At 71.9% G+C, this 26,392-nt stretch carries 25 protein-coding genes; 15 read left to right on the top strand and 10 right to left on the bottom strand.

Features of this window, described 5'->3' with window-relative positions:
* Positions 1 to 281: 281 nt before the first annotated feature.
* Both ACWGLC_RS07035 and ACWGLC_RS07030 read right to left on the bottom strand, forming a co-directional pair.
* Entirely contained in the window at positions 282 to 1,394 is a 1,113-nt protein-coding gene (locus ACWGLC_RS07035; RefSeq protein ID WP_452099219.1) for a sugar phosphate nucleotidyltransferase, read from the bottom strand.
* An 82-nt stretch (positions 1,395 to 1,476) separates the two neighbouring features.
* Positions 1,477 to 2,355 (bottom strand): glycosyltransferase family 2 protein, encoded by an 879-nt coding sequence (locus ACWGLC_RS07030; protein WP_452099218.1) that lies wholly within the window; start codon positions 2,353 to 2,355, stop codon positions 1,477 to 1,479.
* A gap of 128 nt (positions 2,356 to 2,483) precedes the next feature.
* Here ACWGLC_RS07030 and ACWGLC_RS07025 point away from each other — a divergent pair, with 128 nt between their 5' ends.
* Together ACWGLC_RS07025 and ACWGLC_RS07020 are read left to right on the top strand one after the other, a co-directional pair.
* Positions 2,484 to 4,049, top strand: a complete 1,566-nt coding sequence (locus tag ACWGLC_RS07025) for an LCP family protein (RefSeq protein ID WP_452099217.1) — start codon at positions 2,484 to 2,486, stop codon at positions 4,047 to 4,049.
* Positions 4,050 to 4,074: 25 nt separating this feature from the next.
* Positions 4,075 to 4,761, top strand: a complete 687-nt coding sequence (locus ACWGLC_RS07020; protein ID WP_452099216.1) for a TIGR03089 family protein — start codon at positions 4,075 to 4,077, stop codon at positions 4,759 to 4,761.
* Positions 4,762 to 4,971: 210 nt separating this feature from the next.
* Here the strand turns inward: ACWGLC_RS07020 and ACWGLC_RS07015 are convergent, their stop codons facing one another.
* The 5 genes from ACWGLC_RS07015 to ACWGLC_RS06995 all read right to left on the bottom strand — a co-directional run bounded on the left by ACWGLC_RS07015 (position 4,972) and on the right by ACWGLC_RS06995 (position 9,684).
* Positions 4,972 to 6,141, bottom strand: coding sequence for an acyl-CoA dehydrogenase family protein (locus tag ACWGLC_RS07015; protein WP_452099215.1), 1,170 nt, complete (start codon positions 6,139 to 6,141; stop codon positions 4,972 to 4,974).
* A gap of 203 nt (positions 6,142 to 6,344) precedes the next feature.
* Positions 6,345 to 6,857 (bottom strand): 5-(carboxyamino)imidazole ribonucleotide mutase, encoded by a 513-nt coding sequence (gene purE, locus ACWGLC_RS07010; RefSeq protein WP_452099214.1) that lies wholly within the window; start codon positions 6,855 to 6,857, stop codon positions 6,345 to 6,347.
* Between the two features lie 57 nt (positions 6,858 to 6,914).
* Positions 6,915 to 8,201 carry a 5-(carboxyamino)imidazole ribonucleotide synthase gene (locus ACWGLC_RS07005; RefSeq protein WP_452099213.1) on the bottom strand — a complete coding sequence of 429 codons (1,287 nt, stop codon included), beginning with the start codon at positions 8,199 to 8,201 and terminating at the stop codon, positions 6,915 to 6,917.
* A gap of 22 nt (positions 8,202 to 8,223) precedes the next feature.
* A complete protein-coding gene (locus tag ACWGLC_RS07000) occupies positions 8,224 to 8,787 on the bottom strand; it encodes a PH domain-containing protein (RefSeq protein WP_452099212.1) in 564 nt (187 codons plus the stop codon).
* 3 nt (positions 8,788 to 8,790) lie between these two features.
* Positions 8,791 to 9,684: a biotin--[acetyl-CoA-carboxylase] ligase gene (locus ACWGLC_RS06995; RefSeq protein WP_452099211.1), complete on the bottom strand. Its 894-nt coding sequence runs from the start codon at positions 9,682 to 9,684 to the stop codon at positions 8,791 to 8,793.
* Between the two features lie 178 nt (positions 9,685 to 9,862).
* Here ACWGLC_RS06995 and ACWGLC_RS06990 point away from each other — a divergent pair, with 178 nt between their 5' ends.
* From ACWGLC_RS06990 to ACWGLC_RS06970, 5 genes are all read left to right on the top strand, one after another.
* Positions 9,863 to 11,512: an acyl-CoA carboxylase subunit beta gene (locus ACWGLC_RS06990; RefSeq protein WP_230930239.1), complete on the top strand. Its 1,650-nt coding sequence runs from the start codon at positions 9,863 to 9,865 to the stop codon at positions 11,510 to 11,512.
* Positions 11,509 to 11,766, top strand: coding sequence for an acyl-CoA carboxylase subunit epsilon (locus tag ACWGLC_RS06985; protein ID WP_452099210.1), 258 nt, complete (start codon positions 11,509 to 11,511; stop codon positions 11,764 to 11,766). The genes ACWGLC_RS06990 and ACWGLC_RS06985 overlap by 4 nt, the downstream gene beginning before the upstream one ends.
* A 139-nt stretch (positions 11,767 to 11,905) precedes the next feature.
* Positions 11,906 to 12,337: a cupin domain-containing protein gene (locus ACWGLC_RS06980; RefSeq protein WP_452099209.1), complete on the top strand. Its 432-nt coding sequence runs from the start codon at positions 11,906 to 11,908 to the stop codon at positions 12,335 to 12,337.
* Between the two features lie 21 nt (positions 12,338 to 12,358).
* Positions 12,359 to 13,069: a Maf family protein gene (locus ACWGLC_RS06975; protein ID WP_452099208.1), complete on the top strand. Its 711-nt coding sequence runs from the start codon at positions 12,359 to 12,361 to the stop codon at positions 13,067 to 13,069.
* 186 nt (positions 13,070 to 13,255) lie between these two features.
* Positions 13,256 to 15,043 carry an acetyl/propionyl/methylcrotonyl-CoA carboxylase subunit alpha gene (locus ACWGLC_RS06970; protein WP_452099206.1) on the top strand — a complete coding sequence of 596 codons (1,788 nt, stop codon included), beginning with the start codon at positions 13,256 to 13,258 and terminating at the stop codon, positions 15,041 to 15,043.
* A 144-nt stretch (positions 15,044 to 15,187) separates the two neighbouring features.
* Here ACWGLC_RS06970 and ACWGLC_RS06965 read toward each other — a convergent pair whose 3' ends face one another.
* The gene (locus ACWGLC_RS06965) at positions 15,188 to 16,969 is read right to left on the bottom strand and encodes a glycerol-3-phosphate dehydrogenase/oxidase (RefSeq protein WP_452099205.1); all 1,782 of its coding nucleotides are present in this window, start codon (positions 16,967 to 16,969) and stop codon (positions 15,188 to 15,190) included.
* Positions 16,970 to 17,051: 82 nt separating this feature from the next.
* Here ACWGLC_RS06965 and glpK point away from each other — a divergent pair, with 82 nt between their 5' ends.
* Positions 17,052 to 18,611 (top strand): glycerol kinase GlpK, encoded by a 1,560-nt coding sequence (gene glpK, locus ACWGLC_RS06960; protein WP_452099204.1) that lies wholly within the window; start codon positions 17,052 to 17,054, stop codon positions 18,609 to 18,611.
* Positions 18,612 to 18,834: 223 nt separating this feature from the next.
* Here the strand turns inward: glpK and ACWGLC_RS06955 are convergent, their stop codons facing one another.
* Positions 18,835 to 20,241: an NAD(P)H-quinone dehydrogenase gene (locus ACWGLC_RS06955; RefSeq protein WP_452099203.1), complete on the bottom strand. Its 1,407-nt coding sequence runs from the start codon at positions 20,239 to 20,241 to the stop codon at positions 18,835 to 18,837.
* A gap of 211 nt (positions 20,242 to 20,452) precedes the next feature.
* Here ACWGLC_RS06955 and ACWGLC_RS06950 point away from each other — a divergent pair, with 211 nt between their 5' ends.
* The 3 genes from ACWGLC_RS06950 to ACWGLC_RS06940 are packed head-to-tail and all read left to right on the top strand — an operon-like array spanning position 20,453 to position 23,477.
* A complete protein-coding gene (locus tag ACWGLC_RS06950; protein WP_344996553.1) occupies positions 20,453 to 21,007 on the top strand; it encodes a gamma-glutamylcyclotransferase family protein in 555 nt (184 codons plus the stop codon).
* A 1-nt stretch (position 21,008) separates the two neighbouring features.
* Entirely contained in the window at positions 21,009 to 21,860 is an 852-nt protein-coding gene (locus tag ACWGLC_RS06945) for a purine-nucleoside phosphorylase (RefSeq protein ID WP_452099202.1), read from the top strand.
* 12 nt (positions 21,861 to 21,872) lie between these two features.
* Complete coding sequence (locus ACWGLC_RS06940) at positions 21,873 to 23,477, top strand: phospho-sugar mutase (protein ID WP_452099201.1); 1,605 nt, start codon at positions 21,873 to 21,875, stop codon at positions 23,475 to 23,477.
* Here ACWGLC_RS06940 and upp read toward each other — a convergent pair.
* A complete protein-coding gene (gene upp / locus ACWGLC_RS06935) occupies positions 23,474 to 24,097 on the bottom strand; it encodes a uracil phosphoribosyltransferase (RefSeq protein WP_452099200.1) in 624 nt (207 codons plus the stop codon). The genes ACWGLC_RS06940 and upp overlap by 4 nt on opposite strands.
* A gap of 110 nt (positions 24,098 to 24,207) precedes the next feature.
* Between upp and ACWGLC_RS06930 the strand changes: the two genes are divergently transcribed.
* Genes ACWGLC_RS06930 through ACWGLC_RS06915 form a run of 4 tightly spaced genes read left to right on the top strand, consistent with a single transcriptional unit; the run spans position 24,208 to position 26,387 of the window.
* Positions 24,208 to 24,546 (top strand): type VII secretion target, encoded by a 339-nt coding sequence (locus ACWGLC_RS06930; RefSeq protein WP_452099199.1) that lies wholly within the window; start codon positions 24,208 to 24,210, stop codon positions 24,544 to 24,546.
* 4 nt (positions 24,547 to 24,550) lie between these two features.
* On the top strand, positions 24,551 to 25,744 hold the full coding sequence (locus ACWGLC_RS06925) for a C40 family peptidase (protein WP_452099198.1): 1,194 nt from the start codon (positions 24,551 to 24,553) through the stop codon (positions 25,742 to 25,744).
* The gene (locus ACWGLC_RS06920) at positions 25,741 to 26,010 is read left to right on the top strand and encodes a hypothetical protein (RefSeq protein ID WP_452099197.1); all 270 of its coding nucleotides are present in this window, start codon (positions 25,741 to 25,743) and stop codon (positions 26,008 to 26,010) included. The genes ACWGLC_RS06925 and ACWGLC_RS06920 overlap by 4 nt, the downstream gene beginning before the upstream one ends.
* Entirely contained in the window at positions 26,007 to 26,387 is a 381-nt protein-coding gene (locus ACWGLC_RS06915; protein ID WP_452099196.1) for a YbaB/EbfC family nucleoid-associated protein, read from the top strand. Before ACWGLC_RS06920 ends, ACWGLC_RS06915 begins: the two co-directional genes overlap by 4 nt.
* The last annotated feature ends 5 nt before the right edge of the window (positions 26,388 to 26,392 follow it).

Here is a 26,392-nt window from a genome sequence, read left to right as displayed (position 1 = left end):
CGCCACCTGCGCAATCCGGTAGGTGGCGCGCTATCCGATAGGCGGCGTGGGCGGGGCAGGCCGGCGGCGTAGGCGGCGTGGGCGGCGTGGGCGGCGAACCCGGCGTGTGGCCAGCCTCCGACCGAGCCCCACGCCGCCTATGCAATGTCTCGCCACCTGCGCAATCCGGTAGGTGGCGCGCTATCCGATAGGCGGCGTGGGCGGGGCTGGCCGGGCTGGCCGGGCAGACAGGGCTGGCCGGGCGGACAGGGTTGACTGGCGAGGCTGGCCGGACGGCTCGATCACATGTCGGTCGAGTACCGGATCCCGCCGTCCGGGATCTCCACACCCGGCCACACCCGGGCCCCGCGCAGGAGCTCGCAGCGGGCGCCCACCGAGGCGCCGTCACCGATCACTCCGTCGCGGACGAGCGCACGATGACCGATGCGTGCACCGAACCCGATGATCGAGCGCTCGACGGTCGCTCCGGCCTCGATCTTGGCGCCGTCGAACACGACCGCGCCGTCCAGCCGAGCTCCCGCGCCGATCTCCGCCCCACGGCCCACCACGGTCCCGCCGACGAGCACGGCCCCGGCACCGATCCCGGCGCCCTCGTGCACGAGCGCCTCACCCTCGTGGCCCTCGAGCGCCGGCGAGGGCGCGATGCCGCGCACCAGATCCGACGAGCCGCGGACGAAATCCTCGGGCGTGCCCATGTCGCGCCAGTAGGCCGAGTCGACGAAGCCGTACACGCGCTTGTCCTCGGCGAGCAGCTGCGGGAACGTCTCGCGCTCGACCGAGACCGGGGTCCCCTCCGGGATCTGCTCGATGATCTCGCGACGGAAGACGTAGCAGCCGGCGTTGATCTGGTCGGTCGGCGGATCCTGGGTCTTCTCCAGGAACTCCTGGACCCGGCCGTCGTCGTCGGTGGTGACGCAACCGAACGCCCGTGGGTCGGAGACACGGACCAGGTGCATCGTCAGGTCGGCGTTCTTGGCGTGGTGCAGGTCGAGGACCTGCCGCAGGTCGGTGCCACCGAGGACGTCGCCGTTGAAGACCATGACGGTGGACGCGGAGAGCTCGGCCAGCACGTTGCGGATACCGCCGCCGGTGCCCAGCGGTTCGGTCTCCACCACGTACGAGATCTCCAGGTCGAGTTCCGAGCCGTCCCCGAAGTGCTCCTCGAAGACCTCTGCCTTGAACGAGGTGCCCAGCACCACGCGACGGATGCCGGCGGCCCGGATCCGCGAGAGCAGGTGCGTGAGGAACGGCAGGCCCGCGGTGGGCAGCATCGGCTTGGGCGCCGAGATGGTCAGGGGCCGCAGGCGGGTCCCCTTGCCGCCCACCAGCACCACCGCCTCGGTGTCCGCGATGAGGTCGTCGTCCGCGGCGCTCCCGGAGATCGTCGAGGTCACGTGTCTGCTCCCGCTGTCGTGGGCCCGGGGACGCGCAGCTGCGGTCCCGGCGGGCCGGTTCGTGTCGTTGAGGTCCGGCCCGCTAGCGCAGGGCGCGCTCGGCGGATCGGATCGCGAGGCGGCACCGGAGCTCCAGCCCCGCCTTGAGGGCCCAGCGTATCGGCGCCTGCCATGCATGTGGGTGCCGGTCCGCCTGGAACAGGTAGGCGCTGCGGTGATGGGCGCGGAGCGTGAACTCCGGCACGGACTTCGCCGCGTGCCCCTGGTCGTGGTGGATGACCGACGACGGCACGTACACGTTCTGCCAGCCCGCCTGCCCGAGCCGATCCCCCAGGTCGACATCCTCCAGATACATGAAGTAGCGCTCGTCGAAACCGCCGAGGGCGTCGAAGGCGGACCGGCGAAGCAGCAGGCACGACCCGGACAGCCAGCCGGCGGCCCGCTCCGTCGACATGTCCTGATCGGCGAGATATCGCGACGTCCACGGGTTGCCCGGCCACACCGGACCGAGCACGGCGTGCCCGATCCCGCCGCCCAGAGTCGGCACCGACCGCGCCGACGGGTAAACCGAACCGTCGGTCTCGGCGATGCGCGGGCCGAACGCCGCCCCGCGCGGCCAACGCCGGACGGCGGCCAACAGCTCGTCCACGCAGCCGGGCTCGAAGGTCACGTCCGGGTTGACGACGAGGACGAACTCCTGGTCGAACTCCTCGGGGCGCCGGGAGATCTCCGTCACCGCGCGGTTGATGGCTGTCCCGTATCCCAGGTTCCCACCGGTCGGGAAGAACTCGGCGAAGTCGTACTCGGCGGCAACCGCCTCGGGCGCACCGTCCGTCGACCCGTTGTCGGCCATCACCAGCCCCACAGGGCACCCGGTGGCAGCGGGCAACGTGTCGACGAAGGCGCGGAGATGGTCGCCGGGAGAATAGGTCACCGTCACGACGGGTAGTCGGCTCGTCACGCGAAACACCCTACGGCGAGCGCCTCCGATTCCGACGCCCGGCGCGCGGCGCGGTAACGTGGGGAAATCTTGAGCCGCCGACTTTCTGGCGCGCTCAGAATCTACGACCTCGACGACAAGGACGGTGGATGAGCGCCGAGCAGCCAGCGACGCCCCGTCGCGCCCCCGGCCGGGCGCAGGGCCGACGGCGGGCCACGCCCCCGAGCCCCGTGCCCGCGCGCATCGCCCGGGCGGTCGCCTCGATCGTCGCGGTCCTCTGCCTCGTGGTCACCGGTATCGGGTGGTCCCTGTTCAACGGCCTCAGCTCCGACCTGTCATCGGCCGGCGGGCTCGAGGTGGGAGACGGTGGTCTCGACGGCGCCGTCGACATCCTGCTGGTCGGCACCGACAACCGGACCGACGCTCAGGGCAACCCGCTGAGCCAGGAGGAGCTCGCCACGATCCGGACCGGCGAGGAGGACGGCGAGAACACCGACACCATCCTGCTCGTGCGCATCCCCGAGGACGGCAGCTCCGCCACCGCGATCTCCATCCCGCGCGATGTGTACGTGGAGACCAGCACGATCGGCCCGAGCAAGATCAACGGCGTTTACGGGGCCTCCAAGGAGGCCTCGCTCGCCGAAGCCGTGGCCTCGAACCCGGACGGCGCGCTCACCGAGGACGACCAGCGCGCCGCGGTCCAGGACGGCCGGAACGGCCTCATCAGCGCGGTCGAGGATCTCACCGGGGTACGGGCCGACCACTACGCCGAGATCGGGCTGCTGGGCTTCGTCCTGCTCACCGACGCGGTCGGCGGGGTCCCGGTATGCCTGAACACCGACGTCGACGAGCCGCTGTCCGGCGCGAACTTCCACGCCGGCGTCCAGACGATCTCGGGGTCGGATGCGCTGAGCTTCGTCCGCCAGCGCCACGACCTTCCCGCGGGCGACCTCGACCGGATCGTCCGCCAGCAGGCGTTCATGTCGCAGCTGGTCAAGAAGACCCTGTCCGCCGGTACGCTCGCCGACCCCACCAAGCTCGGCGCGCTCATCGATGCCGCCCGCCGCTCGTTCGTGATCGACGAGAACTGGGACTTCGTGGACTTCGCGCTCAAGCTCAAGGACATCAGCGGCGGCAGCGTCCGCTTCGAGACCATCCCGGTCACCAGCATCGATTCGGTCACCGAGTGGGGCGAGTCCATCGTCACCGCCGACCCGGAGCAGGTCACCGAGTTCGTGGCCGGATTCGCCAGCGGCGAGGGCGAGAACGATGCCGTGGAGGAGGAGACCTCCGCGGCCGTGCCCCCCGGCCTCGACCCCGCCGAGGTGTCCGTGGCCGTCGTCAACACCACCGCCATCGACGGTCTGGCCTCGCGCGTGTCCGGATCGCTGGCCGAGCTCGGCTACGCCCCGGGCGAGCTGCTGACCGACCCGGCCGCCGCCTACACCTCGCACGTCGCGGCCCCGTCCGCCGGCGACGCCGCCGCGTTCGCCGTCTCCGACGCACTCGGCGGACTGCCCGTCCAGGTCGACCCCGCCATCCCCGCGGGCGCGGTCCGGGTGGTCCTGGCAGAGGACTACAGCGGCCCCACCGGCGAGGCCGCGGGCATCGAGTCCGCCTCCCCCGCCACCACCACGTACGCCCCGCTGCCGCCGTCGATCGCACAGCGGCCCACCTTCGATGCAGGTGGAACGGACGTCCCCTGCGTCAACTGACCCGCCGAGCCCCGGAGGCCCCCGAGTGAACACCGCCGCAGACACCGTCTTCCAGCCGCTCCTCGCCGCCGATCCGGGGGCGCCGATGATCACGCACTACGACCTCGCGGCGCCCTCCCGGATCGAGCTGTCGGTCACGTCCACCGCCAACTGGGCGGCCAAGATCGCGGGACTGCTCCGCGACGAGATCGGTGTGATGCCGGGCGAACGGATCGTGTGCGACCTCCCGGCCCACTGGCTGACCGCCGGCGTCCTGCTCGGAGCGTGGTGGGCGGGTGCCGAGGTCTGCACGCGGGACGCCGACGACGCCGTCGTCGTCATCACCACCCCCGACCGCCTCGACCGCCACCCCGCGGACCTCGAGACCCTCCTCATGACCACCGACCCGATGGGGCGGCCGCTCGCGGCGGCCGGCGTCGACGTGCCGCCCGGCGTTACCGACCTCGCCGAGGCGTGCCGCATCCACCCCGACGCGTTCGTCCCCTCCGGCGGTGGCGCTCTCGCACTCGACGGCGCCGCCCTGGCCGATCTGGTCGACACGGAGCTCGCTGCGCGCGTCCTCGTGCCCGGCCCGGACCGCACCGACATCGTGTCGGTGCTCGCCCGGGTCTTCGCCTCCGGTGGCACCGCCGTGCTGGTCACCGGTGCCGGGGCCGACGACGACGGCGTCGCCGACGTGGCCGCCACCGAACGCACCACGCTGACACTCTGAGGCCACCCGGCGGACGTCCGCGACCCTGATCCCCGCCCCGGCCGGGTGATTCCACGCCGCTGAGGTCGCCCGCCGCGCTCGCACTGCCCCGAAATGCCGGAAGCCGCTACCCTGCGTCGCGATCCGCTACCCGAATGCGGGTAGCGGATCCGGCGCTCGAGTAGCGGATTCCAGGGCGGGCGGGTGTGCGAGGCGCGTACGCCTCCGGGATCAGCTCAGGACCTGGCGGGCCATGACCATGCGGCAGACCTGGTTGGTGCCCTCGTAGATCTGGGTGATCTTCGCGTCGCGCATCATGCGCTCGACCGGGAAGTCCCGCGTGTAGCCGGCGCCGCCGAAGAGCTGCACGGCGTTGGTGGTGACCTCCATCGCCACGTCCGAGGCGAAGGTCTTGGAGGCGGCGGCCAGGAAGCCGAGCTTCTGACCACCGGGCGCGATGCCGCGCTCGGCGTTGGCGGCCGCGGTGTAGACCATCAGGCGGGCGGCCTCGACCTTCATCGCCATGTCGGCCAGCATGAACTGGGTGTTCTGGAAGTCCGAGATCGCGCGACCGAACTGCTTACGCTCCTGTGTGTAGGCGATCGCCGCATCCAGCGCGCCCTGGGCGATGCCGACGGCCTGCGCACCGATGGTGGGGCGCGTGTGATCGAGCGTCTGCAGGGCGGTCTTGAACCCGGAGCCCGGCTCACCGATGATGCGGTCACCGGGGATCCGGACGTTCTCGAAGTACAGCTCGGCGGTGGGCGAACCCTTGATGCCGAGCTTCTTCTCGGTCTTGGAGACACCGAAGCCCTCGTCGGCCGCGTTGACCATGAACGCCGAGATCCCGCTGGCGCCCTTCTCCGGGTCCGTCACGGCCATGACCGTGTACCAGGTCGACTTGCCGCCGTTGGTGATCCACGCCTTGGAGCCGTTGAGGACCCAGTCGTCGCCGTCGGCCTTCGCGCGGGTGCGCATGGCGGCGGCGTCCGATCCGGCCTCACGCTCCGACAGCGCGTACGAGGCCATCTTGCCGCCGGCGATCTCGGGCAGGACCTGCTTCTTGAGGGCGTCGTCGCCGGCCAGGATCAGACCCATGGTGCCGAGCTTGTTGACCGCCGGGATGAGCGAGGACGAACCACAGACACGCGCGACCTCCTCGATCACGATGCAGGCGGCCACGGAATCGGCGCCCTGGCCGTCGTACTCCTCCGGAACGTGGACGGCGTTGAAGCCCGAGGCGTTGAGTGCGTCGAGCGCCTCCTGGGGGAACCGCTCCTGCTCGTCGACGTCCGCGGCGTGGGGCTCGATCTCCTTCTCTGCCAGAGCGCGGATCGCTGCCCGGAGCTCCTCGTGCTCCTCCGCCGGGCGGTACAGGTCGAAATCGGGGTTGCCGGACATGTGCGGGCCTCCATGAGGGAATCGTCGGTGCTGGTCGCGCAGCGGGCGTCGAGCCGAGCCGTCCGAGGTGTCCGTCGTTCGCCGGCACCGATGGCGACCCGGGGATCCCAGGCTGCACCCAGGCGCCCACGTTACCAGCGGTTAACTGTAGTTTCCGCCGGAGAAAGCCAGCTTGTTCCGCATCGCGGAACCGAGAGTGGGCGTCAGCCCAGGAGCCGGTCGCGCAGCGCCTGGTCCTTGCGCTCGACCATCGCCTCGAGGTCGGCCTGGAAGGCCTCCATGCGCCCGAGCAGAGCGGGGTCGGAGGCCCCGAGGATGCGCACGGCCAGCAGACCCGCGTTACGCGCCCCGCCGATCGACACCGTCGCGACCGGCACGCCCGCCGGCATCTGCACGATCGACAGCAGCGAGTCCATGCCGTCGAGGTACTTCAGCGGGACCGGGACGCCGATGACCGGCAGCGGCGTGGCCGAGGCCACCATGCCCGGCAGGTGCGCTGCTCCCCCGGCGCCGGCGATGATCACCCTGATGCCGCGGCCGGCGGCCGACTGCGCGTAGTCGAGCATCTTCTGCGGGGTGCGATGGGCGGAGACGACCCCCACCTCGAAGGGGATCCCGAACTCGGCCAGCGCCTCGGCAGCGGCCTCCATGGTGGGCCAGTCGGAGTCGCTGCCCATGATCAGACCGACCTGCGGCCCGCTCTGTCGCGCGGTCATGTCGTCGCCTTTCGTCGAGGTGGTGTCACCGTGGTGTTCCGCTGAGCGCGTGCAGGATCAGCGTTCGAAGTCCGCGACCGGCGCCCCCGTGTGGGGGTCCCAGCCGTCGGCCCAACGCCCGTGGGAGAGCCAGTGCGCGGCGAGCTCGGCCACCGAGCGCACGGCCGCGACCTGATCCGCGTCGTCCGGGTCGACCCCCGGATCGCCCAGGACGTTGACGTGGCCGATCTTGCGGCCGGGTCGCTCGGACTTGCCGTAGAGGTGCACCTTGGCGTGCGGGAACCGGGCTCCGAGATGGTGGACGCGCTCGTCCATGCTCATCTCGGGCGTCTCGGCGGCGCCGAGCACGTTGGCCATCACCGTGACGGGCGCGGTGGGGACGGTGGAGCCGAGCGGGTAGTCGAGGACGGCCCGCAGGTGCTGCTCGAACTGGCTGGTCGTGGCGCCGTCCATGGTCCAGTGCCCGGAATTGTGCGGACGCATGGCCAGCTCGTTGATCAGCACGCCCGGTCGACCGTCGGACCCGACGACCTCGAACAACTCGACCGCCATCACCCCGGTCACGTCGAGGTGCTCGGCCAGGCGCAGCGCGGTGGCCTGCACCGCGGAGCGCAGGTCGTCGGGTAGCCCGGGGGCCGGCGCGACGACCACAGCGCAGATGCCGTCCCGCTGCACGGTCTCCACGACCGGCCACACGGCGCCCTGCCCGAACGGCGAGCGCGCCACCATCGCGGACAGCTCGCGGGTCCACGGCACGCGGGCTTCCGCCATCATCGGCACGCCGGCCTCGAGTTGCTCGGCGGCGATGCGCTCGGCTTCCTCGAGTGAGTCGGGCATCCACACCCCGCGACCGTCATATCCGCCGCGCGCCGCCTTGAGGACGATCCGCCCTTCCTGCTCGCCGTGGAACCGCCGCACGTCGTCGAGGGAGTCGATACCGGCGAAGGCGGGCACGGGCGCGCCGATCTCCGCGAGCGCGTTACGCATCACGAGCTTGTCCTGCGCGTGGATGAGCGCGGAGGCGCGGGGCCGAACGGCGATGCCGTCCGCCTCGAGCGCGAGCAGGATCTGCGGTGGGACGTGCTCGTGGTCGAAGGTCATCACGTCGGCGCCCTCGGCCGCGGTGCGCACCGCGTCCGGGTCGTCGTGGGCGCCGATCACCACGTCGGGGGTGACCTGGGCGGCCGGATCCAGCGGGTCCGCGGCGAGGACGCGCAGGGTCTGGCCGAGGGCCACGGCGGACTGATGGGTCATGCGGGCCAGCTGCCCGCCGCCGATCATCGCCACGACTGGGGTACCGAGCGGATTGCGGCGGATGCGCGAGTCGTCGTTCACGCCGTTCATCGTCTCACGTGGAGTAGGGCCCTCACCTACGCCCCGGGAGCCCCCAGCGAAACCGGGGCTCCGGGGCGAGCGGAGTGGGCGGCGGCGGGGGCGGGAGCCGGAGGAGTTCGTCGTACACGGCGGCGTGGACCCGGGCCACCTCGGGAACGTCCTCGATCTCCACCGGCGGCAGGTGTCCGAGCTCGAGGATCAGACAGCCGGTGCCCATCGCGCGGTCGCTGAGGGTGTGCCGGAACCGGACCGCGCTGATGCGCCGCAGGGGCACGTCGACGCACTTTCGCGACGAGCCGGCCGGCCGGTAGAGCACTCGTTCGTCGGTGACGATCAGGTCTGTGCGCGCCCAGCGGACCGCCGGCCACAGCGCCAGTCGCAGCACGACGAGCAGGTACATCACCGCGACCATGGCCCAGGTGACGCTGCGGTCGGACGGGTCCGGCATCTGCACTTCGATGAACCCGCCGGCGATCCCGGCCAGCCCGGCGGCGACGACGGCGACCAGCGCGGGTCGGATGAGCTGCCGCCAGTGGGGGTGGGTGTGGACGATCAGCGCCTCCCCCGGCGCGACGACCGTTCGGACGAACCCCACGGGTCAGCCGCCCCACCGACCGCCGGTGCCGCGGACGTGGGTGACGTCCCCGGCCGCGACGGCGAACTCCTCGCCGGAGGTCCCGCCCTCGTGTGGGACGACGACGAGCCGGCCCTCCCGGTCCACCCTCACCGCCCGTCCGGTCCTGACGATGTCCCCTGGCAGCTCGACGCGGACCTCGGCCCCGATGGTCGAGCAGGCCTCCGTGTAGGTCGACATGAGCTCGTCCGAGATGGTCGAACCGCTGCCCCGTTCGCACTCACGCCACTGCTGGTGACGCAGCGCGAGCGCCTCCAGCACGGCGCGGGCGATCGCGTCCCGGTCCGCCGAGCCCCCGGCGAGCGTGAGTGAGGTGGCGTGCGGGACCGGGAGCTGGTCCTGCGTGAGCGAGATGTTGATTCCGACGCCCACCACGACCGCGGGCAGCCGCACCCGGAAATCCCCGGCCGCGGGCACGGTGGTCATCTCCGCGAGGATGCCGGACAGCTTGCGCCCCTCGATCAGGACGTCGTTGGGCCACTTGAGCGTGGCGTCCACCCCGGCGGCCTCGCGCAGCCCGTCCCGGACGGCCAGGCCGGTGACCAACGGCAGCCATCCGAAGAGCGTGGGCGTGACGGCACCGGGCCGCAGCAGGATGCTCACGGCGACCTGGGTCCGGGGCGGGGCCGTCCACTCGCGACCGAGTCGACCGCGGCCCGAGGCCTGGTATTCGGCCAACAGCACACTCCGGTCCGGGGCCCCGTCCGCCGCACGCGCAAGCAGCTCGGCGTTGGTGGAACCGATCTCGTCCACCACCTCGAGAGAGGTGTACGGCGCACCGGCGACCTCCACCAGGGCGTGGCGGAGCGCGGCGGCGTCCAGCCTGGGCGGGGTGACGGTTGTGGGGTCGGCATGCACGTCTTCCAATGTAGGTCGCCGCTACGACATCCCGCGCCCGCGCGCGCCCCGTGCCCGGTCAGACGCTCCTCGCCGGGGCTGAAATGGCGCCCTCAGGAGGGCGGCGGGGTCGCCTGTCGGGGGATGTAGGCCGGGTCACGTCGCCACGGACGGGAATGACTCGTTAGAGTCTTGCAACATGACGACTGCCTCAGAACCGGACGTGAGCGCCGACGTCCCCACGGACGCCGCGACCCCCGACATCCACACCACCGCCGGGAAGCTGTCCGAGTTGCGGCGCCGCCTCGACGAGGCCCGCGCCCCGATGGGACAGGCCGCGATCGACAGGACCCACGACAAGGGCCTGCTGACGGCCCGCGAGCGGATCGAGAATCTCCTCGACCCGGGCTCCTTCGTGGAGATCGACGCGCTGGCCCGTCACCGCGCCACCACCTTCGGCCTGGCCGAGCGCCGCCCACTGGGCGACGGCGTGATCACCGGCTACGGCACCATCGACGGTCGCGCCGTGTGCATCTTCTCGCAGGACGCCACCGTCTTCGGCGGCTCGCTCGGCGAGGTCTACGGCGAGAAGATCGTCAAGGTCATGGACCTGGCGCTCAAGACCGGCCGCCCGATGATCGGCATCAACCACGGTGCCGGCGCCCGTATCCAGGAGGGCGTCGTCTCGCTCGGCCTGTACGGCGAGATCTTCCACCGCAACGTCCTGTCCTCCGGCGTCATCCCGCAGATCTCCCTGATCATGGGCCCGTCCGCCGGCGGCCACGTCTACTCCCCCGCCCTCACCGACTTCACCGTGATGGTCGACAAGACCTCGCAGATGTTCGTCACGGGCCCGGATGTCATCAAGACGGTCACCGGCGAGGAGGTCACGCAGGAGGAGCTCGGCGGTGCCAACACGCACATGACCAAGTCCGGCGTGTCCCACTACACCGCCGCCGACGAGCAGGACGCCCTCGACTACGTCAAGGACCTGCTCTCGTACCTGCCGAGCAACAACCGGGCCGAGGCGCCGCGCTTCCCGTTCCCGGTCGCCGAGGGCGCGATCGAGGACAACCTCACCCCCGAGGACCTCGAGCTCGACACGATCATCCCGGACTCGTCGAACAGCCCGTACGACATGCACGAGGTCATCGGCCACATCGTGGACGACGCCGAGTTCCTCGAGGTCCAGGGCCAGTACGCGATGAACGTCATCGTCGGCTTCGGTCGCGTCGAGGGCCGCAGCGTCGGCATCGTCGCCAATCAGCCCACCCAGTTCGCGGGCTGCCTCGACATCAAGGCCTCCGAGAAGGCCGCGCGCTTCGTCCGCACCTGCGACGCCTTCAACGTCCCGATCCTCACCCTGGTCGACGTCCCGGGCTTCCTTCCCGGCACCGGCCAGGAGTTCGACGGCATCATCCGTCGCGGCGCCAAGCTGCTCTACGCCTACGGCGAGGCGACGGTCGGCAAGGTCACCGTCATCACCCGTAAGGCCTACGGCGGCGCGTACGACGTCATGGGCTCCAAGCACATGGGCGCGGACATCAACCTGGCCTGGCCCACCGCCGAGATCGCCGTCATGGGCGCCTCCGGCGCCGTCGGCTTCGTCTACCGCCCGCAGCTCAAGGAGGCCGCGGCGAACGGTGAGGACGTCGACGCACTGCGCCTGAAGCTGCAGGCCGAGTACGAGGACACCCTCGTCAACCCGTACGTCGCCGCCGAGCGCGGGTACGTCGACGCGGTCATCCCGCCGTCGCACACCCGCCTCCAGGTGGCCCAGGCGCTGCGCCTGCTCGACCGCAAGGTCGTCGAGGTGCCCGCCAAGAAGCACGGGAACATCCCGCTGTGACCGGCGAGCAGAGCACGGCCGACACGGGCGACGCCGCCAAACAGGAGAAGCCGTTCTTCGAGGTCGTCGGTGGCAACCCGTCCGCGGTCGAGGTGGGCATCCTCGCGGCGGTCTTCGCGACCGCCGAGGGCAACGCCGCGCACGCGGGCGAGAGCGACAACGGGATCAAGAACGACTGGGGCTCCTACGAGGACCGTCTCCGGCCACCGTTCGGCTACAACCCGAGCTCATTCCTCAACCGCCGGCAGTACTGACGGTCAGACGGTGAGATAGGACCCACCGGTCCACGCCGCGGCCCCGGCCTCCCCCACAAGGTAGGCCGGGGCCGACGCCGTTTCCGGGCCCCCACTCGGCAGTAGGCTGGCACATATCCGGCCCCGAGGAGGACCTGACATGACCACGGAAGACGCCGCCCCGGCACCCGGCACGGCCGACAGCGTCGCGGCCCCCCGCGACCCCGGCCGCGAGGATCGCGAGCACGGTCGCCGCGCGGGAACGGACGAGGGCACCGCGACGCACCACACGGACGTGATCGGCCGGGCCGACCCCGCGGCCGAACGTCCCGGGGCCTCGATCGTCCACCGGGACGAGACCACCAAGATCGTCGCGTTCGAGTTCGGTGAGGGCCAGGAACTGCCTGACCACGCGGCGTTCCACCCGGTGCTCATCCAGATCCTGCGGGGCCGGGTGGACTTCGGACTCCCCGATCGCACGATCCGGCTGCAGCCGGGCGAGATCCTGCACCTCACGCCCAAGCTGCGTCACCGGGTGCGGGCCCTCGAACCCACCACGCTGACCGTCACGATGCTCCTGCCGCGTGAGTGAGCGGCTCGCTACGCTGAGCCCATGATCTCCTTCGTCCTGGCCTCCGCCTCCCCGTCCCGCCTGCGGATCCTCGAGCAGGCCGGGGTGGATCCGGTCGTCCGGCCCTCCCGCGTCGACGAGGACGCCCTCCAGGCCTCCCTCCCCCCGGGCACGCCGCACGTCCGCGTGGTGGAGGAGTTGGCCCGGGCCAAGGCGAAGGACGTCATGGACCGCGAGGGCGCGGCGCTCGCCGCCGAGGCCCGCGCCGCCGGGGCCACCTCACTGGTCGTGGTGGGTTGCGATTCGATGCTGTTGGTCGACGGCCAGCTCGAGGGAAAGCCGCACACCTACGAACGCGCTATGGAGAGGTGGCGCCGGATGCGCGGCCGGCACGGGGTGCTGCTCACCGGACACGCGATGCTGGTCGCCGACCTCGGCGGCGGGGCTGCTCCCGGTGTAGGTGACGACGACGACGGCGTTGTCGTCGTCACCTACACCGGCGCGGACACCTCGGACACCACGGTCCATTTCGGCGCACCCTCCGACGCGGACCTCGACGTTTACCTCCGCACGGGCGAACCTCTCGAGTGCGCGGGGGCGTTCACGATCGAGTCGCTCGGTGGCTGGTTCATCGACCGCATCGACGGCGACCCGTCGAGCGTCATCGGGCTCAGCCTCCCGCTGCTGCGGCGGCTCCTCGAGGACGCCGGGATGCACGCGCACAGCCTCTGGCGGCCCGAGTTGCGGCCGTGAGATCGACGCCGCATCGGCCGCGCCGCAGGTCAGGGCGATAGCGGATTCACGGCCCCTCCCCCGCCATCGCACCCGGTGACCCCCAACACCACACATGAGGGAGGCCTCTCATTAGACTGCGAAGGAATATCGGTGGGCCCATCGGGGACACCGTCGTTTCAGACGTCCATCACCAGGAGGCCCTGAGTGCCCAGTCATGCCAGCTCTCATATCACGAAGGTCCTCGTCGCCAACCGCGGCGAGATCGCCGTCCGTGTGATCCGTGCGGCGAAGGACGCCGGTCTGGCCAGCGTGGCCGTATACGCCGAGCCCGACGCCGACGCACTGTTCGTCAAGCTGGCGGATGAGGCATTCGCGCTCGGCGGCACCACGTCCGCCGAGTCGTACCTCGTGTTCGACAAGATCCTCGACGCCGCGGCCAAGTCCGGCGCCGACGCGATCCACCCCGGCTACGGCTTCCTCTCCGAGAACGCCGACTTCGCGCAGGCCGTCATCGACGCCGGTCTGATCTGGATCGGCCCGCCGCCGCACGCCATCCGCGACCTCGGTGACAAGGTCACCGCGCGCCACATCGCCGAGCGCGCCGAGGCTCCCATGGCCGCCGGCACCAAGGACCCCGTCGCAGGTGCCGACGAGGTCGTCAAGTTCGCCGAGCAGTACGGTCTGCCCATCGCCATCAAGGCCGCCTTCGGTGGCGGCGGTCGCGGCATGAAGGTCGCGCACAAGATGGAGGAGGTCGCCGAGCTCTTCGAGTCGGCCACCCGTGAGGCCGTCGCCGCCTTCGGCCGCGGCGAGTGCTTCGTCGAGCAGTACCTCGACAAGGCCCGCCACGTCGAGGCCCAGGTCCTCGCCGACCAGCACGGCAACGTCGTCGTGGCCGGTACCCGCGACTGCACCCTGCAGCGCCGGTTCCAGAAGCTCGTCGAGGAGGCCCCCGCGCCGTTCCTCACCGACGACCAGCGCAGCCGGATCCACGAGTCCGCCAAGCGCATCTGCAAGGAGGCCGGCTACTACGGCGCCGGCACCGTCGAGTACATGGTCCAGGGCGACACCATCTCGTTCCTCGAGGTCAACACCCGCCTCCAGGTGGAGCACCCCATCACCGAGGAGACCGCCGGCATCGACCTGGTGCTGCAGCAGTTCAAGATCGCCGAGGGCGAGGTGCTCGAGTTCACCGAGGACCCGAAGCCCCGCGGTCACGCGTTCGAGTTCCGGATCAACGGTGAGGACGCCGGCCGTGGCTTCCTGCCCGCCCCCGGCACCATCACCACCTACGAGGAGCCAGCCGGACCGGGCGTCCGCATGGACTCCGGCGTCGAGCAGGGTGACACCATCGGTGGCCAGTTCGACTCCATGCTCGCCAAGCTGATCGTGTGGGGCGAGGACCGCGACCAGGCGCTCGCCCGCTCGGCCCGCGCCCTGGCCGAGTACAAGATCGAGGGCATGGCCACGGTCGTGCCGTTCCACGCCCATATCGTCGCCAACCCGGCGTTCGTCGGTGACGGCAAGAGCTTCGACGTCTACACCAAGTGGATCGAAGAGGAGTGGGACAACCCGATCGAGCCGTGGACGCCGACCGGTGCCCCGGCTGACGAGGACGAGCCCGTGGAGCGCAAGAAGGTCGTCGTCGAGGTGGACGGCCGTCGCGTCGAGGTCTCACTGCCCGGTGACCTCGCCTTCGGTGGCTCGCACAACGGTGGCACGGTCCGCCGCAAGGCCAAGTCCCGCACCCGTGGCGGCGCTGCCGGTGCCGCCGCGTCCGGTGACGCCGTGTCGGCTCCCATGCAGGGCACCGTCGTCAAGGTGGCCGTCGAGGAGGGCCAGGAGGTCAAGGCCGGCGAGATGGTCGCCGTGCTCGAGGCGATGAAGATGGAGAACCCGGTCACCGCGCACAAGGACGGTGTCATCACCGACCTGTCCGTCGAAGCCGGCGCCGCCGTGACCCAGGGCACGGTGCTCTGCGAGATCAAGTGATCCGCTGACGGCGCCGGCCCTGCCGGCCGGCGTCGTCGCCCCCGCCTGACCCGGCGCCCACGAGAATCCGCTACCCGCGCGCGAGTAGCGGATTCTCGTATTTCAGGCGCTTGCCGCAGCGCAGCAGTATCGACCGCGTGGCTGTCAGTCGGCGGCCACCGACCCGGCCACCACCGGCTCCGCGACCGCCGGATCGAACGAGGTGTCCGTGAGGAACTCGCGGACCTCGGGCACGTTGCGCAGAAATCGGTCGGCCTCGTCGTCGGACTCGGTGACCTGGCTCGCCTCCTCCGCGGCGATCCGCTGTTCGAACAGGCCCACCTCACGCTCGACCCGGCCGGCATCCCAGCCGAGGACCCCGGCCATGAGTTCGGCGGCCTCGCGCGCGCAGGCGACACCGCCGTGCTGGTACTCCATGGAGATGCGGGTGCGCCGCACCAGGACGTCCTCCAGATGCAGCGCCGCCTCCGCGGCCGCCGCGTAGACCACCTCGACGCGCAGATACCGCTCCGCCCCGGCGAGCGGCTCGAGGAGCTCGGGACGGTCGGCGGCCATCTCCAGCACCTCCTCGGTGAGGGTCCCGTACCGGCCCAGCAGGTGCTCGACCTGTTCCTCACGGATCTCGTAGTCGTCCGCGATCCGGTCCGCGCGGTTGACCATCGCCGGGTAGCCGTCGGCGCCCATGAGCGGGATCCGCTCGGTCGTCGACGACGGCACCTCCTCGGCCCGCTCCCCCATCTCGGCCACCGCGGCGTCCACGGCGTCGGCGGCCATCACCCGATAGGTGGTGTACTTGCCGCCGGCCACCACCACGGCGCCCGGGGCGACCGTCATGACCGCGTGCTCCCGGGACAGCTTGGCGGTGGAGTCGGCGCCGCCGGACAACAGCGGCCGCAGCCCCGCGTACACGCCGCGCACGTCCTCGCGGGTGATCGGTTCGGTGAGCACGGAGTTGACGTGGCCGAGGATGTACTCGATGTCCGCGCTCGTGGCCGCCGGGTGTGCGAGGTCGAGTTGCCAGTCGGTGTCCGTGGTGCCGATGATCCAGTACTCGCCCCACGGGATGATGAACAGCACGGACTTCTCGGTGCGCAGGATCAGCGCGGCCTCCGAGTCGACCTTGTCGCGGTCCACGACGATGTGCACACCCTTGGACGCGCGGACGGTGAAGCCGCCCTCCTCCCCGAGCATGCGCTGCAGCTGGTCGGTCCACACGCCGGCGGCGTTGAGCACGACCCCGGCGCGCACGTCGGTCTCCGCGCCCGTCTCGGCATCCCTGACCCGCACCCCGGTGACCCGCTCGCCATCGCGCAGGTATCCGATCACCTGGGTCGAGTTGGACACGACCGCCCCGTGCCGCGCGGCGGTACGGGCCAGGGTGAGGGTGTGCCGGGCGTCGTCTACGAGGGTGTCCCAGTAGCGGATACCGCCGACCACCACGTCCTCGCGCAGGCCGGGGGCGATGCGGTGCGCGCCGGCGCGGCTGTAGTGCTTCTGCGGGGGCACGCTCTTGGCGCCGCCCATGACGTCGTAGAGGACGAAGCCGGCGGCCATGTAGGGGCGTTCCCAGAAGCGGCGGGTCAGCGGGAACAGGAACTTCAGTGGGGTGACCAGGTGCGGGGCGAGTCGGGTCATGCTGAGTTCGCGCTCGTGCAGTGCCTCCGCGACGAGTCCGAAGTCGAGCTGCTCGAGGTAGCGCAGGCCGCCGTGGAACATCTTGGAGCTGCGCGAGGAGGTCCCCGCGGCGAAGTCCCGGGCCTCGACCATCGCGACGTTCAGTCCGCGCGTGGCCGCGTCCACGGCGCTGCCGGTTCCCACGACGCCGCCGCCGACTATCACCACGTCGAACGTCTCCTCGGAAAGCCTGCGCCACGCCTCGGCTCGGCGTTCGGGGCCGAGGACGGACCGGGACCTGATCGTGGGCATGGGGTCTCCCTCCACGGCCGGGGTGAGGTGTTCCGGCCGGTCGAGGCCGACTCTACGCCCGCGCGGACGTAGTCTCAGGGATGTGAGTCGCAACACCTACATTCTGGCCATCGACCAGGGCACCACCTCGACGCGGGCGATCCTGTTCGACGAGAAGGGCCTGCCTGTCGCCACCGCCACCGCGCAGATCGAGCACTCGCAGATCCTGCCGCGCGCGGGCTGGGTCGAGCACGACCCCATGGAGATCTGGTCCAACGTGCGGACCGCGATGGGGCACGTGGCCGGGGACGCCGATCTCGAGCCGGCGTCGGTGCGGGCGATCGGTATCACCAACCAGCGCGAGACCGTGGTGGTGTGGGATAAGGCCACCGGGAAGCCGGTGTACAACGCGATCGTGTGGCAGGACACGCGCACGTCGGGGATCTGCGCGCGCCTGGCCGAGGGTCATCCGGCGGGCGCCGATCGTTTCCGGGAGACGACCGGGTTGCCGCTGTCGACCTACTTCGCGGGCCCCAAGATCCGCTGGATCCTGGACCACCTGGACGAGCGGGGCGAGCGCGGGACGGAGCGGGCCGAGGCGGGGGAACTGCTGGCGGGCACCATGGATTCGTGGGTGGTGTGGAACCTCACGGGTGGGCGGCGTGGTGACGACGACGGCGAGGCCGCCCTGCACGTCACGGATGTCACCAACGCGTCCCGTACTCTGCTCATGGACCTGGGGACCATGCAGTGGAGCGAGGAGATCTGCCGCGAGATCGGCATTCCCCTGGCGATGCTCCCGGAGATCGTGCCCTCGTCCGGTGTGCTGGGGCGCGTCACCAAACGCCGGATGTTCGGCGGGACGCCCATCTCGGGGATCCTCGGCGATCAGCAGGCGGCGCTGTTCGGTCAGACCTGCTTCGAGCCCGGCGACACCAAGAACACGTACGGGACCGGCGCGTTCCTGTTGCTGAACACCGGCACGACGCCCCAGGCCAGCGACAACGGGCTGCTCACCACCGTGGCCTACCAGCTCGGTGACGCCGACCCGGTCTACGCGCTGGAGGGCTCGGTCGCGATGGCCGGATCGTTGGTCCAGTGGCTGCGCGACAACCTCGGGATCATCTCGACCGCGGCCGAGACGGAAGGGCTCGCCATGTCACTGGAGGACAACGGTGACTGCTATCTGGTCCCCGCCTTCTCGGGTCTGCTGGCCCCGCACTGGCGTCCGGACGCCCGGGGCGCGCTGGTGGGTCTGACGCGCTTCCACACGAAGGCCCACATGGCGCGTGCGGCGCTGGAGGCGACGGCGTTCCAGACCCGCGAGATGGTCGACGCCATGTGCGCGGACGCGGGCGAGGCCGCCGGCTCGCTGCGGGTGGACGGCGGGATGGTCGGCAACGGGTACCTCATGCAGTTCCAGGCCGACCTGCTGGGCGTGGACGTGGTGCGCCCCGAGGTCACCGAGACCACGGCCCTGGGCGCGGCGTTCGCGGCCGGCCTGGCCGTGGGCACCTGGGACTCGATCGACCGGCTGCGTGAGCTGTGGCGGGAGGACCACCGCTGGTCGCCGGAGATGCCCGAGGAGGAGCGGGAGCGACTGATGGCCCGCTGGCGCGATGCGGTCGAGCGGACGCTGGGCTGGGCCGACGCCGAGGGCTGACCCTCCCGCATCCTGGCCCGCCCACCACCCCTACCCGCCACCGTTTTCCCGCCACCGCTACCCGCCGCCGGGTTGCGCGCCCTGTGTGCTGCATGCAGACCGACGTGTGCGCCCTGTTTGCGGCAAACAGGGCGCACACGTGGGTTGAAAAGGTGCATTCCGGGCGCGCAACCCACTCAGGGCAGTGTCACGCGGGTCGGGCCGGGCGGCCCACCGAGTCGGATCAGTCCAGATCGTCGTGGCGGATGAGCTGGCGGGCGGCCTCGGTGATGGTCCCGGTCATCGACGGGTAGACGGAGAAGGAGCCGGCGAGGTCGGCCACGGTGAGCTGGTTCCGTACCGCGACCGAGATCGGCAGGATGAGCTCGGAGGCGGTGGGCGCCACCACGACGCCGCCGATCACCACGCCCGAGGCGGGGCGGCAGAATAGCTTGACGAAGCCGCGGCGCAGACTGCGCATCTTGGCACGCGGGTTTCCGGACAGCGGCATGACCTCGACGCGGGCGGGGACCTCACCGCTCTCGATCTGCGTGTGCGAGATGCCGACGGTGGCGATCTCCGGGCGGGTGAACACCGCGGAGGCGACGGTGCGCAGGCGGATCGGGCTGACGCCCTCGCCGAGCGCGTGATACATGGCGATGCGGCCCTGCATGGCCGCCACGGAGGCGAGCGGGAACAGGTCCGTGCAGTCGCCGGCGGCGTAGATGCCGGGCGCGGTGGTGCGGGAGACGCGGTCGACCTTGATATGGCCGCTGCGCTGCAGCTCGACGCCGGCGTTCTGCAGGCCGAGCCCGTCGGTGTTGGGAACCGAGCCGACGCAGATGAGGGCGTGGGAGCCCTTGACCGTGCGGCCGTCACCGAGGCGGACGATGATGCCATCCTCGTGATGTTCCACGGCGTCGGCGCGGGCGTGCTTGACCAGAGAGACACCGCGCTCGCTGAGCGCCTCCTCCAGCACCAGCGCGGCGTCGGCGTCCTCGTGCGGCAGTACGCGGTCCCGGCTGGAGACCATGGTGACCTTGACGCCCATCTCGGTGAACGCGGAGACGAACTCGGCACCGGTCACACCGGAACCGATGACCACCAGGTGCGAGGGCAGCTCGGTGAGGTCGTACAGCTGACGCCAGTTGAGGATCCGCTCGCCGTCGGGCTCCGCACCGGAGAGAACGCGGGGGCTGGAGCCGGTGGCCATGAGCACCACGTCGGCGTCGAGGATCTTCTGCTGGCCGTTCTCGAAGGTCACGGCGACCTGGTGCGAGGCCATGCCCGGCTGGGAGTCGTGGACCTTCGCCCAGCCCGACAGCAGGCGGACGCCCTCGCGCTGGAGCTGCGTGCGGATGTCCGCGGACTGGGCCCGCGCGAGCGACTTGACGCGGCCGTTGACCTGGCCGAGCCGGTACGCGGTGGGGTCGAAGTGCGCCTGGACGCCCATCTCCTCCGCGCGGCGCATGTCGGTGCGCACGCCCGTGGTGGCGATGAAGGTCTTGGAGGGGACGCAGTCGTAGAGGACGCAGTTGCCGCCGATGCCGTCCGCGTCGACGATCGTGACATCCGCACCGTACTGGGCGGCGACCAGCGCCGCCTCGTATCCGGCGGGTCCGCCGCCGATGATGATGATGCGTTGCGTCACTGAAGATTCCTCCACGGCTCACGGGGTGTCAGGGCCGGGCGCCGGTTCCGCGGTGGCAGAACTCGTCGCGTCCGCCGTACACGGTAGTCGACCGGCCCGCGTCAGACGGGCGGACGAGGGTGGCGGACCCACCCGATCCGCCACCCGATCCACCCGCGCCGGGCCCGAGTGTGCACCGACCGGGCTTGCCGAACGGACTAGAGTCGGTGGCGTGCCTCTCTATGCCGCGTACGGGACCAACATGCATCCCGATCAGATGACCACCCGCGCGCCGCACTCCCCTTTCGCCGGGTCGGGGTGGCTCGAGGGCTGGCGACTCACCTTCGCCGGCGACGACCCCACCTGGGAGGGCGCGGTGGCGACCCTGGTGCAGGACCGTGACTCGCGGGTGTTCGTCGTGCTCTACGACGTCCCCGAGGAGGACGCGCTCTCCCTCGACCGTTGGGAGGGCACCGACCAAATGCCCGCCCGGAAGATCCGCGTGCGCATCACGCGCCAGCCGACCGTCCCGGACGGCCCCCCTGTGGGCGCCCAGGAGTCGGAGTTCGCCGTCGACTCCGGCCCGGCGGACGGGCCCGGTGCCGCGACGGCCGCCGAGGACACGGTCCTCGCGTGGCTGTACGTGATGGACGCGTTCGAGGGCGGGCTGCCGTCGGCGCGCTACCTCGGCCTGCTGGCCGACGCCGCCGAGTGCGCGGGCGCGCCCGAACAGTACGTGCGCGAGCTGCGCACCCGCGAGTCCCGCAACGTCGGCCCCGGCGCCTGAGGTGGCCCCGCTCCTGACCCCGACCGCCGACGCCGCCGCGGCCGCCGACGCCATCGCCCGCGCCACCGGCCGCCCTTCGCACGAGGTCACGCTGGTACTGGGCTCGGGCTGGTCGGAGGTCGTGACCGGACTCGCCGACCCGGGCACCGCGGTGACGATCCCGGTGTCGGAGCTGCCGGGGTTCGTCGCGCCGTCGGCCGTCGGTCACCGCGGGACCGTCACCAGCTGCCTGGTGGACGGCGTCACCCTCCTGTCGATCGCAGGCCGCACACACCTGTACGAGGGTCACGGCACCGAGCCGGTCGTCCACCCCTCCCACGTCGCCGCCGCCACCGGCTCCCGCGTGCTGGTGCTCACCAACGCCGCCGGCGGCCTGCGCGACGGCCTGACCGTGGGCGACCTGGTCCTCATCCGCGACCACCTCAACCTCACCGGCCGCTCCCCGCTGACCGGCCCCCTGTTCGTCGATTTGGTGGACGCCTACCGCCCGACTCTGCGCGAGGCGGCCGCCGACGCCATCGCCGCCTCCGATGCCGCCGCCGGGGTCACCGACTCCCGCCCGGGCGAGGGCGTGTACGCCGCGATGCCCGGCCCCCAGTACGAGTCCCCCGCCGAGATCGGCATGCTGCGTGTGCTCGGCGCGGACCTGGTGGGGATGTCGACCGTGCCCGAGACCATCGCCGCCCGCGGACTGGGCCTGGACGTGGTCGCGATGTCCCTGGTCACCAACCTCGCCGCCGGTGTCACCGGGCAGCCGCTGGACCACACCGAGGTGCTCGCCGCCGGGGCGGCCGGGGCCACCCGCCTCACCACGGCGCTCCGCGCCCTCGTGCCGGCCGTCGCCCGCGCCTGAACGAGGCCGACCGTGCCCAGTCCCCACGACCCGACCTCCGACGCCGCCCCCGATCTCGCGCCGCTGCGATTCGGTACGGCGGGCGTCCGCGCCCCACTCGGGGACGGCCCCGCCCGGATGAACGAGGGTACGGTCGCACTGGTCGCGACCGCCGTCGCCCGCCACCTGCGTGAGCAGGAGTCGCCCGGGTCGACGGTCGTCGTCGGCGGGGACGCGCGCCACGGGTCGGCGCGGTTCGTCGAGGTCGCGGCTGCGGTGGTGGCGGCGGCCGGCTTCGTCGTCGTCGTCCCCCCGGGCCCGGTCCCCACCCCCGTCGTGGCGGCGGCGGTGCGGTCGCGTGGCGCGGCGGCGGGGCTCATGGTGACCGCGTCCCACAATCCGGCCGGCGACAACGGCATCAAGGTCTATGGGCGCGGGGGCGCGCAGATCGTGCCGCCCATCGACGTCCACATCGAGGCGCACCTGGTGGCGGCCGCGCGAGAGGGCGTCGCCGTCCCCGCAGCGTCAGTATGGAACGACGACGAGACCGCGCCGCGCGGGGGCACCGCGGTCAACCCCGGTCGCGGTGAGGTGCGGGTCGACCCGGCGCTGGTCGACGACTACGTCGCTGCCGTCGTGGCCCGGATCCCCGCGCCCGCCCGGCCTCCGCGCGTCGCGCTGACGCCCGTCCACGGGGTGGGCGGCGAGGTCTGCCTGCGCGTTCTGGCCGGGATCGGGGTGCGGGACGTCGTGATGGTGGCCGAGCAGGCCGAGCCCGACCCCGACTTCCCGACCGTCGACTCCCCCAACCCGGAGCGCGCGCAGACCACCGAGCGGCTGCTCGCGCTGGCGGCGGAGATCGAGGCCGATGTGGCGATCGCGCTCGACCCCGACGCCGACCGGTGCGCCGTGGGTGTGGCCGGGCCGGACGGGCGTTGGCGGATGCTCGACGGCGACGAGACCGGCGCCGTGCTCGCCGACCACCTGCTGCGGGCGCCGCTGCCGGGGGCCGGCGCCGGCCGGAGCACCCCCGTGGTGGCATCGACGATCGTGTCGTCGCGGCTGCCGTCGCTGATCGTTCCCGCGCGCGGCGGTCGGCATGTTCAAACGCTGACCGGGTTCAAGTGGCTCGTGCGCGCCGGACGGCCGCTGCGGTACGCGTACGAGGAGGCGATCGGGCACTGCGTGCTGCCGGAGGTCGTGGCCGACAAGGACGGCATCTCCGCCGCCGCGCTCTGGTGCGCGATGGTCGGGGCCGGCGGGCCCGCTGTCGGTGAACGTCTCGACGCGCTGGGGCGGGAGTTCGGCGTGCACGTCCGGCGCAACGAGACTCTGCCGCTGGCGGTCGGCGCTGATCCCGCCGTCGCGCTGGCCGGGGCCGCGGCGCTGCTCGGCGGCGCGGGTAACAGGGGGGCCCGGCCCGCGGTTCACTCCCTCGACGGGACCGCCGGCCTGCGTGTGGACATCGACGGCGCCCGCGCGGTGATCCGCCCCTCGGGGACCGAGCCGCTGCTCAAGACCTACGTCGAGGCGTGGACACCGCCGGAGCCCTCCCCGGCGGACCGAGCCGGGGTCGAACACCGGCTCGCGGGTCTGGCCGACCGGGTCGCGGACGCCATCGCCGGCCGGGCGCGTTAGCGCGGACCGAAGAGACGGTCGCCGGCGTCGCCGAGGCCCGGGACGATGAAGGCCGCCTCGTCGAGTCGCTCGTCGATCGTCGCGGTCACGAGCGTGCCCGCGAGCCCGGAGTCGCGCACGAGCTCGACGCCCTCCGGCGCACACAGCACGCACACCACGGTGATGCCCGTCGCGCCACGGGCGGTGAGCGTCTCCAGGGTGGTGACCAGTGAGCCGCCGGTCGCGAGCATCGGGTCGAGCACCACCACGTGCCTGCCGGCGAGATCATCAGGCAGCGAGCACAGGTAGGAGAAGGGCTCGTGGGTCTGCTCATCGCGCGCCAGGCCGATGAAGCCGACCTGCGCGCCGGGCAGCAGGCGGGTCGCCGGCTCCAACAGACCGAGCCCGGCCCGCAGCACCGGCACGATGAGCGGGACGCCGTCCACCGCGACCCCGGTCGTCTCGATCACGGGGGTGGTCACCGGGATCTCGACCGTCGGCACCGAACGGAAGGCCTCGTAACAGAGCATGGTTCCCAGAGCGTCCATCGCGGCCCGGAAACCCGCGGTATCGGTGCCGGAATCGCGCAGCGTACGGAGGCGATCCCCGACCAGGGGGTGGTCCACGACGATGATGTCCATGCCCGTCAGGATTCCACACGAGAAGTTTTTCGCGGGTGCTGGAACCGGATCGTCTCCCCTGCTCGTCGAACCCTGTGACGGGACAGAAGGCAGGACAAGGGGGCGCGACCATGGCAGACGGGGCGATCGAGGTCCATGTCGACGGTTTACGTGAGCTGGGTACGGGGCTGACCACCCTGGCCGAGACGCTGGGGGGAGCGCTCGACGCGGTCGACTCGCTACCGCTCGCGGCGGTGGTGCCGGTGGTGGGGCCGGTGGGGGCCGAGTTCATGTCGGCCCTGCTGGCGGCCACCTCCCGCCACCGGGAGGTGCTCGCCGGGGTCGCCCGGGTGACCGATGCCGCCGGGGATCTGGTGCTGGAGTCGGCCCGGTTGTTCGAGGACACCGACACCGCGGGCGCCCGGGCCATCGGCGCGGCCGGCCGGGGCCTGACCGAATGGACGGTGTGATCCGGTGATCGCGGACGCATTGGCCTACGTCGGCCCCATCAGGCAGGTCCTCGACCTGCTCTCCACCGAGGAGTTCGTCCCCGCGGAGGCGCAGAACGTCATGCGGCCGGTCAGCGACGGCCTGGAGGTGGCCGAGCAGTTGGGGCCGCCACTCGAGCGGCTGCTGTCCGAATCGTGGGACTCCCTCGCCGCACTGGGTGCCGCCCAGTCGATCGCGGAGGTCGGCCGGACCATCGGCGCACTCACCGACTCCGCTGTGGAGATCGCGCGGGTCACCGCCGTGGCCGCCGAGATCGTCGTGCGCGGGACGATCGAGGTGATCGGGATCGTCAACGAGTTCATCGCGCGCGCCGCCGCCCTCGGACCCACCCTCGTGACGCCGCCCGGGCAGGCCGCGCTCCTCGCGTTGGCCGCCGAGCATCTGGCGCGCGGCATCCAGGTCGCGGAGCGGGTCCAGACCGAACTCAGGGCGCCCACGGCCGAGATGCACGCGATCGCCGCCGGGATCCCGGGCACGCCCCGCATGCCCGGGATGCTCGGCGCGGATACGAGCGCGGCGGGCGCGATCAACGCCACCACCGCGGCGTACGCGGGATCCGGGCCGGGCGCCACCACCGCGGTCGGCGGCTCACCCACCGAGGTGGGCGCACCCGGGCCCGGCACCGGCGCGGGCGGCCTCAGCAGCGCGGCAGGTGCCGGCGCAGGCGGAGTCGGAGCCCCGGCCGGCGGCTCCGACTCCGGGAGTGTGTCGACGCCGGGCTCCGCCGGCGTTGGCGACGCGGGGTCCGGCTTCCTCGGCAGCGGAGTCCAGGTGGTGCTTCCGGACGGGTCCTCGGCCACCGCACCGAATGAGCAGGCCGCGGGCGCGGTCCGCAACGCCCTCAGCCAGCAGGGCGTGCCGTACGTGTGGGGCGGCACCACGCCGGGGCAGGGACTGGACTGCAGCGGGCTCACCCAGTGGGCCTACCGCGATGCCGGGGTGGAGATCCCCCGCCTCGCGCAGGAGCAAGGGGTGGGGGTTCAAATCTCGCAGCAGGATCTCGCGCCCGGCGACCTGCTGGTCTGGGACGGCCACGTGGCGATGTACATCGGCAACGACCAGATCGTGGAGGCTGGGGACCCTGTAGCGGTTTCCGGCCTGCGCACCGACAATATCGGCATGTCCTTCTACGGCTTCTACCGTCCGACCGGCGGATGACGCCCGACACCTGCCGTCACACCGACCCGATGTCGGGGGTCGTCGCCGAGGTCGGCACCAATGGTGTGCCGGTCGGCCTCGCCGTTCCCGATCGCCTTCTGGACCGCACGCCGTCGGAGGTGGCGCGGGCGGTGCTGCGCGCCCTCACCGCGGCCGCGGGCGAGGCCCGCGAGTTGTTGGAGCGCCGGGCCGAGGAGGAATGGGACGGCCGCGACTGGACCCCCGAGGGCGTCGACGACGACGGGGTGTTGGAGTCGGTCCGTTGACCGCCGGCGGGCTGGACGTCGAGGCCTTCCTCGACCGTCTGCGGGGAATCGCGTCGGAGTGGGAGTCCGCCCACGATCAGCTCGAGACCTTGCGGGTGGTCGCCACCAGCCGGGATCAACTGGCCACGGCCACCGCGGACTCCGGCGGGACCGTGGTGGATCTCCGGTTGGCGGCGGGGCTGCGCCGGCACGGGCCGGACACCGTGTCGGCGTCGATCCTCGAGGCCACCGCCCGGGCCGTGGAGCAGGCCAATTCCCGGCGGGCCGAGCTGGTGTCGGGATCCGTGGCGCTCGCCGTTGGCGGACGGAGGCAGGCTGCGCAGGACGCGCTGCGGGCCGACAGCGCGACTGGCCCGGCCGGCCGTGGCACCAGCTGACCACG

The organism is Dietzia sp. NPDC055877, assembly GCF_053615975.1.
This window is presented reverse-complemented; position numbering and strand designations above follow the sequence as displayed.

Coding starts and splice junctions, on each gene's coding strand:
- ACWGLC_RS06965 (WP_452099205.1), bottom strand. CDS start 16,969: ATGCCCACGATCAGGTCCCGGTCCGTCCTCGGCCCCGAACGCCGAGCC.
- ACWGLC_RS07025 (WP_452099217.1), top strand. CDS start 2,484: ATGAGCGCCGAGCAGCCAGCGACGCCCCGTCGCGCCCCCGGCCGGGCG.
- upp (WP_452099200.1), bottom strand. CDS start 24,097: ATGGACATCATCGTCGTGGACCACCCCCTGGTCGGGGATCGCCTCCGT.
- ACWGLC_RS06930 (WP_452099199.1), top strand. CDS start 24,208: ATGGCAGACGGGGCGATCGAGGTCCATGTCGACGGTTTACGTGAGCTG.
- ACWGLC_RS07005 (WP_452099213.1), bottom strand. CDS start 8,201: ATGAACGGCGTGAACGACGACTCGCGCATCCGCCGCAATCCGCTCGGT.
- ACWGLC_RS06990 (WP_230930239.1), top strand. CDS start 9,863: ATGACGACTGCCTCAGAACCGGACGTGAGCGCCGACGTCCCCACGGAC.
- ACWGLC_RS06980 (WP_452099209.1), top strand. CDS start 11,906: ATGACCACGGAAGACGCCGCCCCGGCACCCGGCACGGCCGACAGCGTC.
- purE (WP_452099214.1), bottom strand. CDS start 6,857: ATGACCGCGCGACAGAGCGGGCCGCAGGTCGGTCTGATCATGGGCAGC.
- ACWGLC_RS06975 (WP_452099208.1), top strand. CDS start 12,359: ATGATCTCCTTCGTCCTGGCCTCCGCCTCCCCGTCCCGCCTGCGGATC.
- ACWGLC_RS06920 (WP_452099197.1), top strand. CDS start 25,741: ATGACGCCCGACACCTGCCGTCACACCGACCCGATGTCGGGGGTCGTC.
- ACWGLC_RS07015 (WP_452099215.1), bottom strand. CDS start 6,141: ATGTCCGGCAACCCCGATTTCGACCTGTACCGCCCGGCGGAGGAGCAC.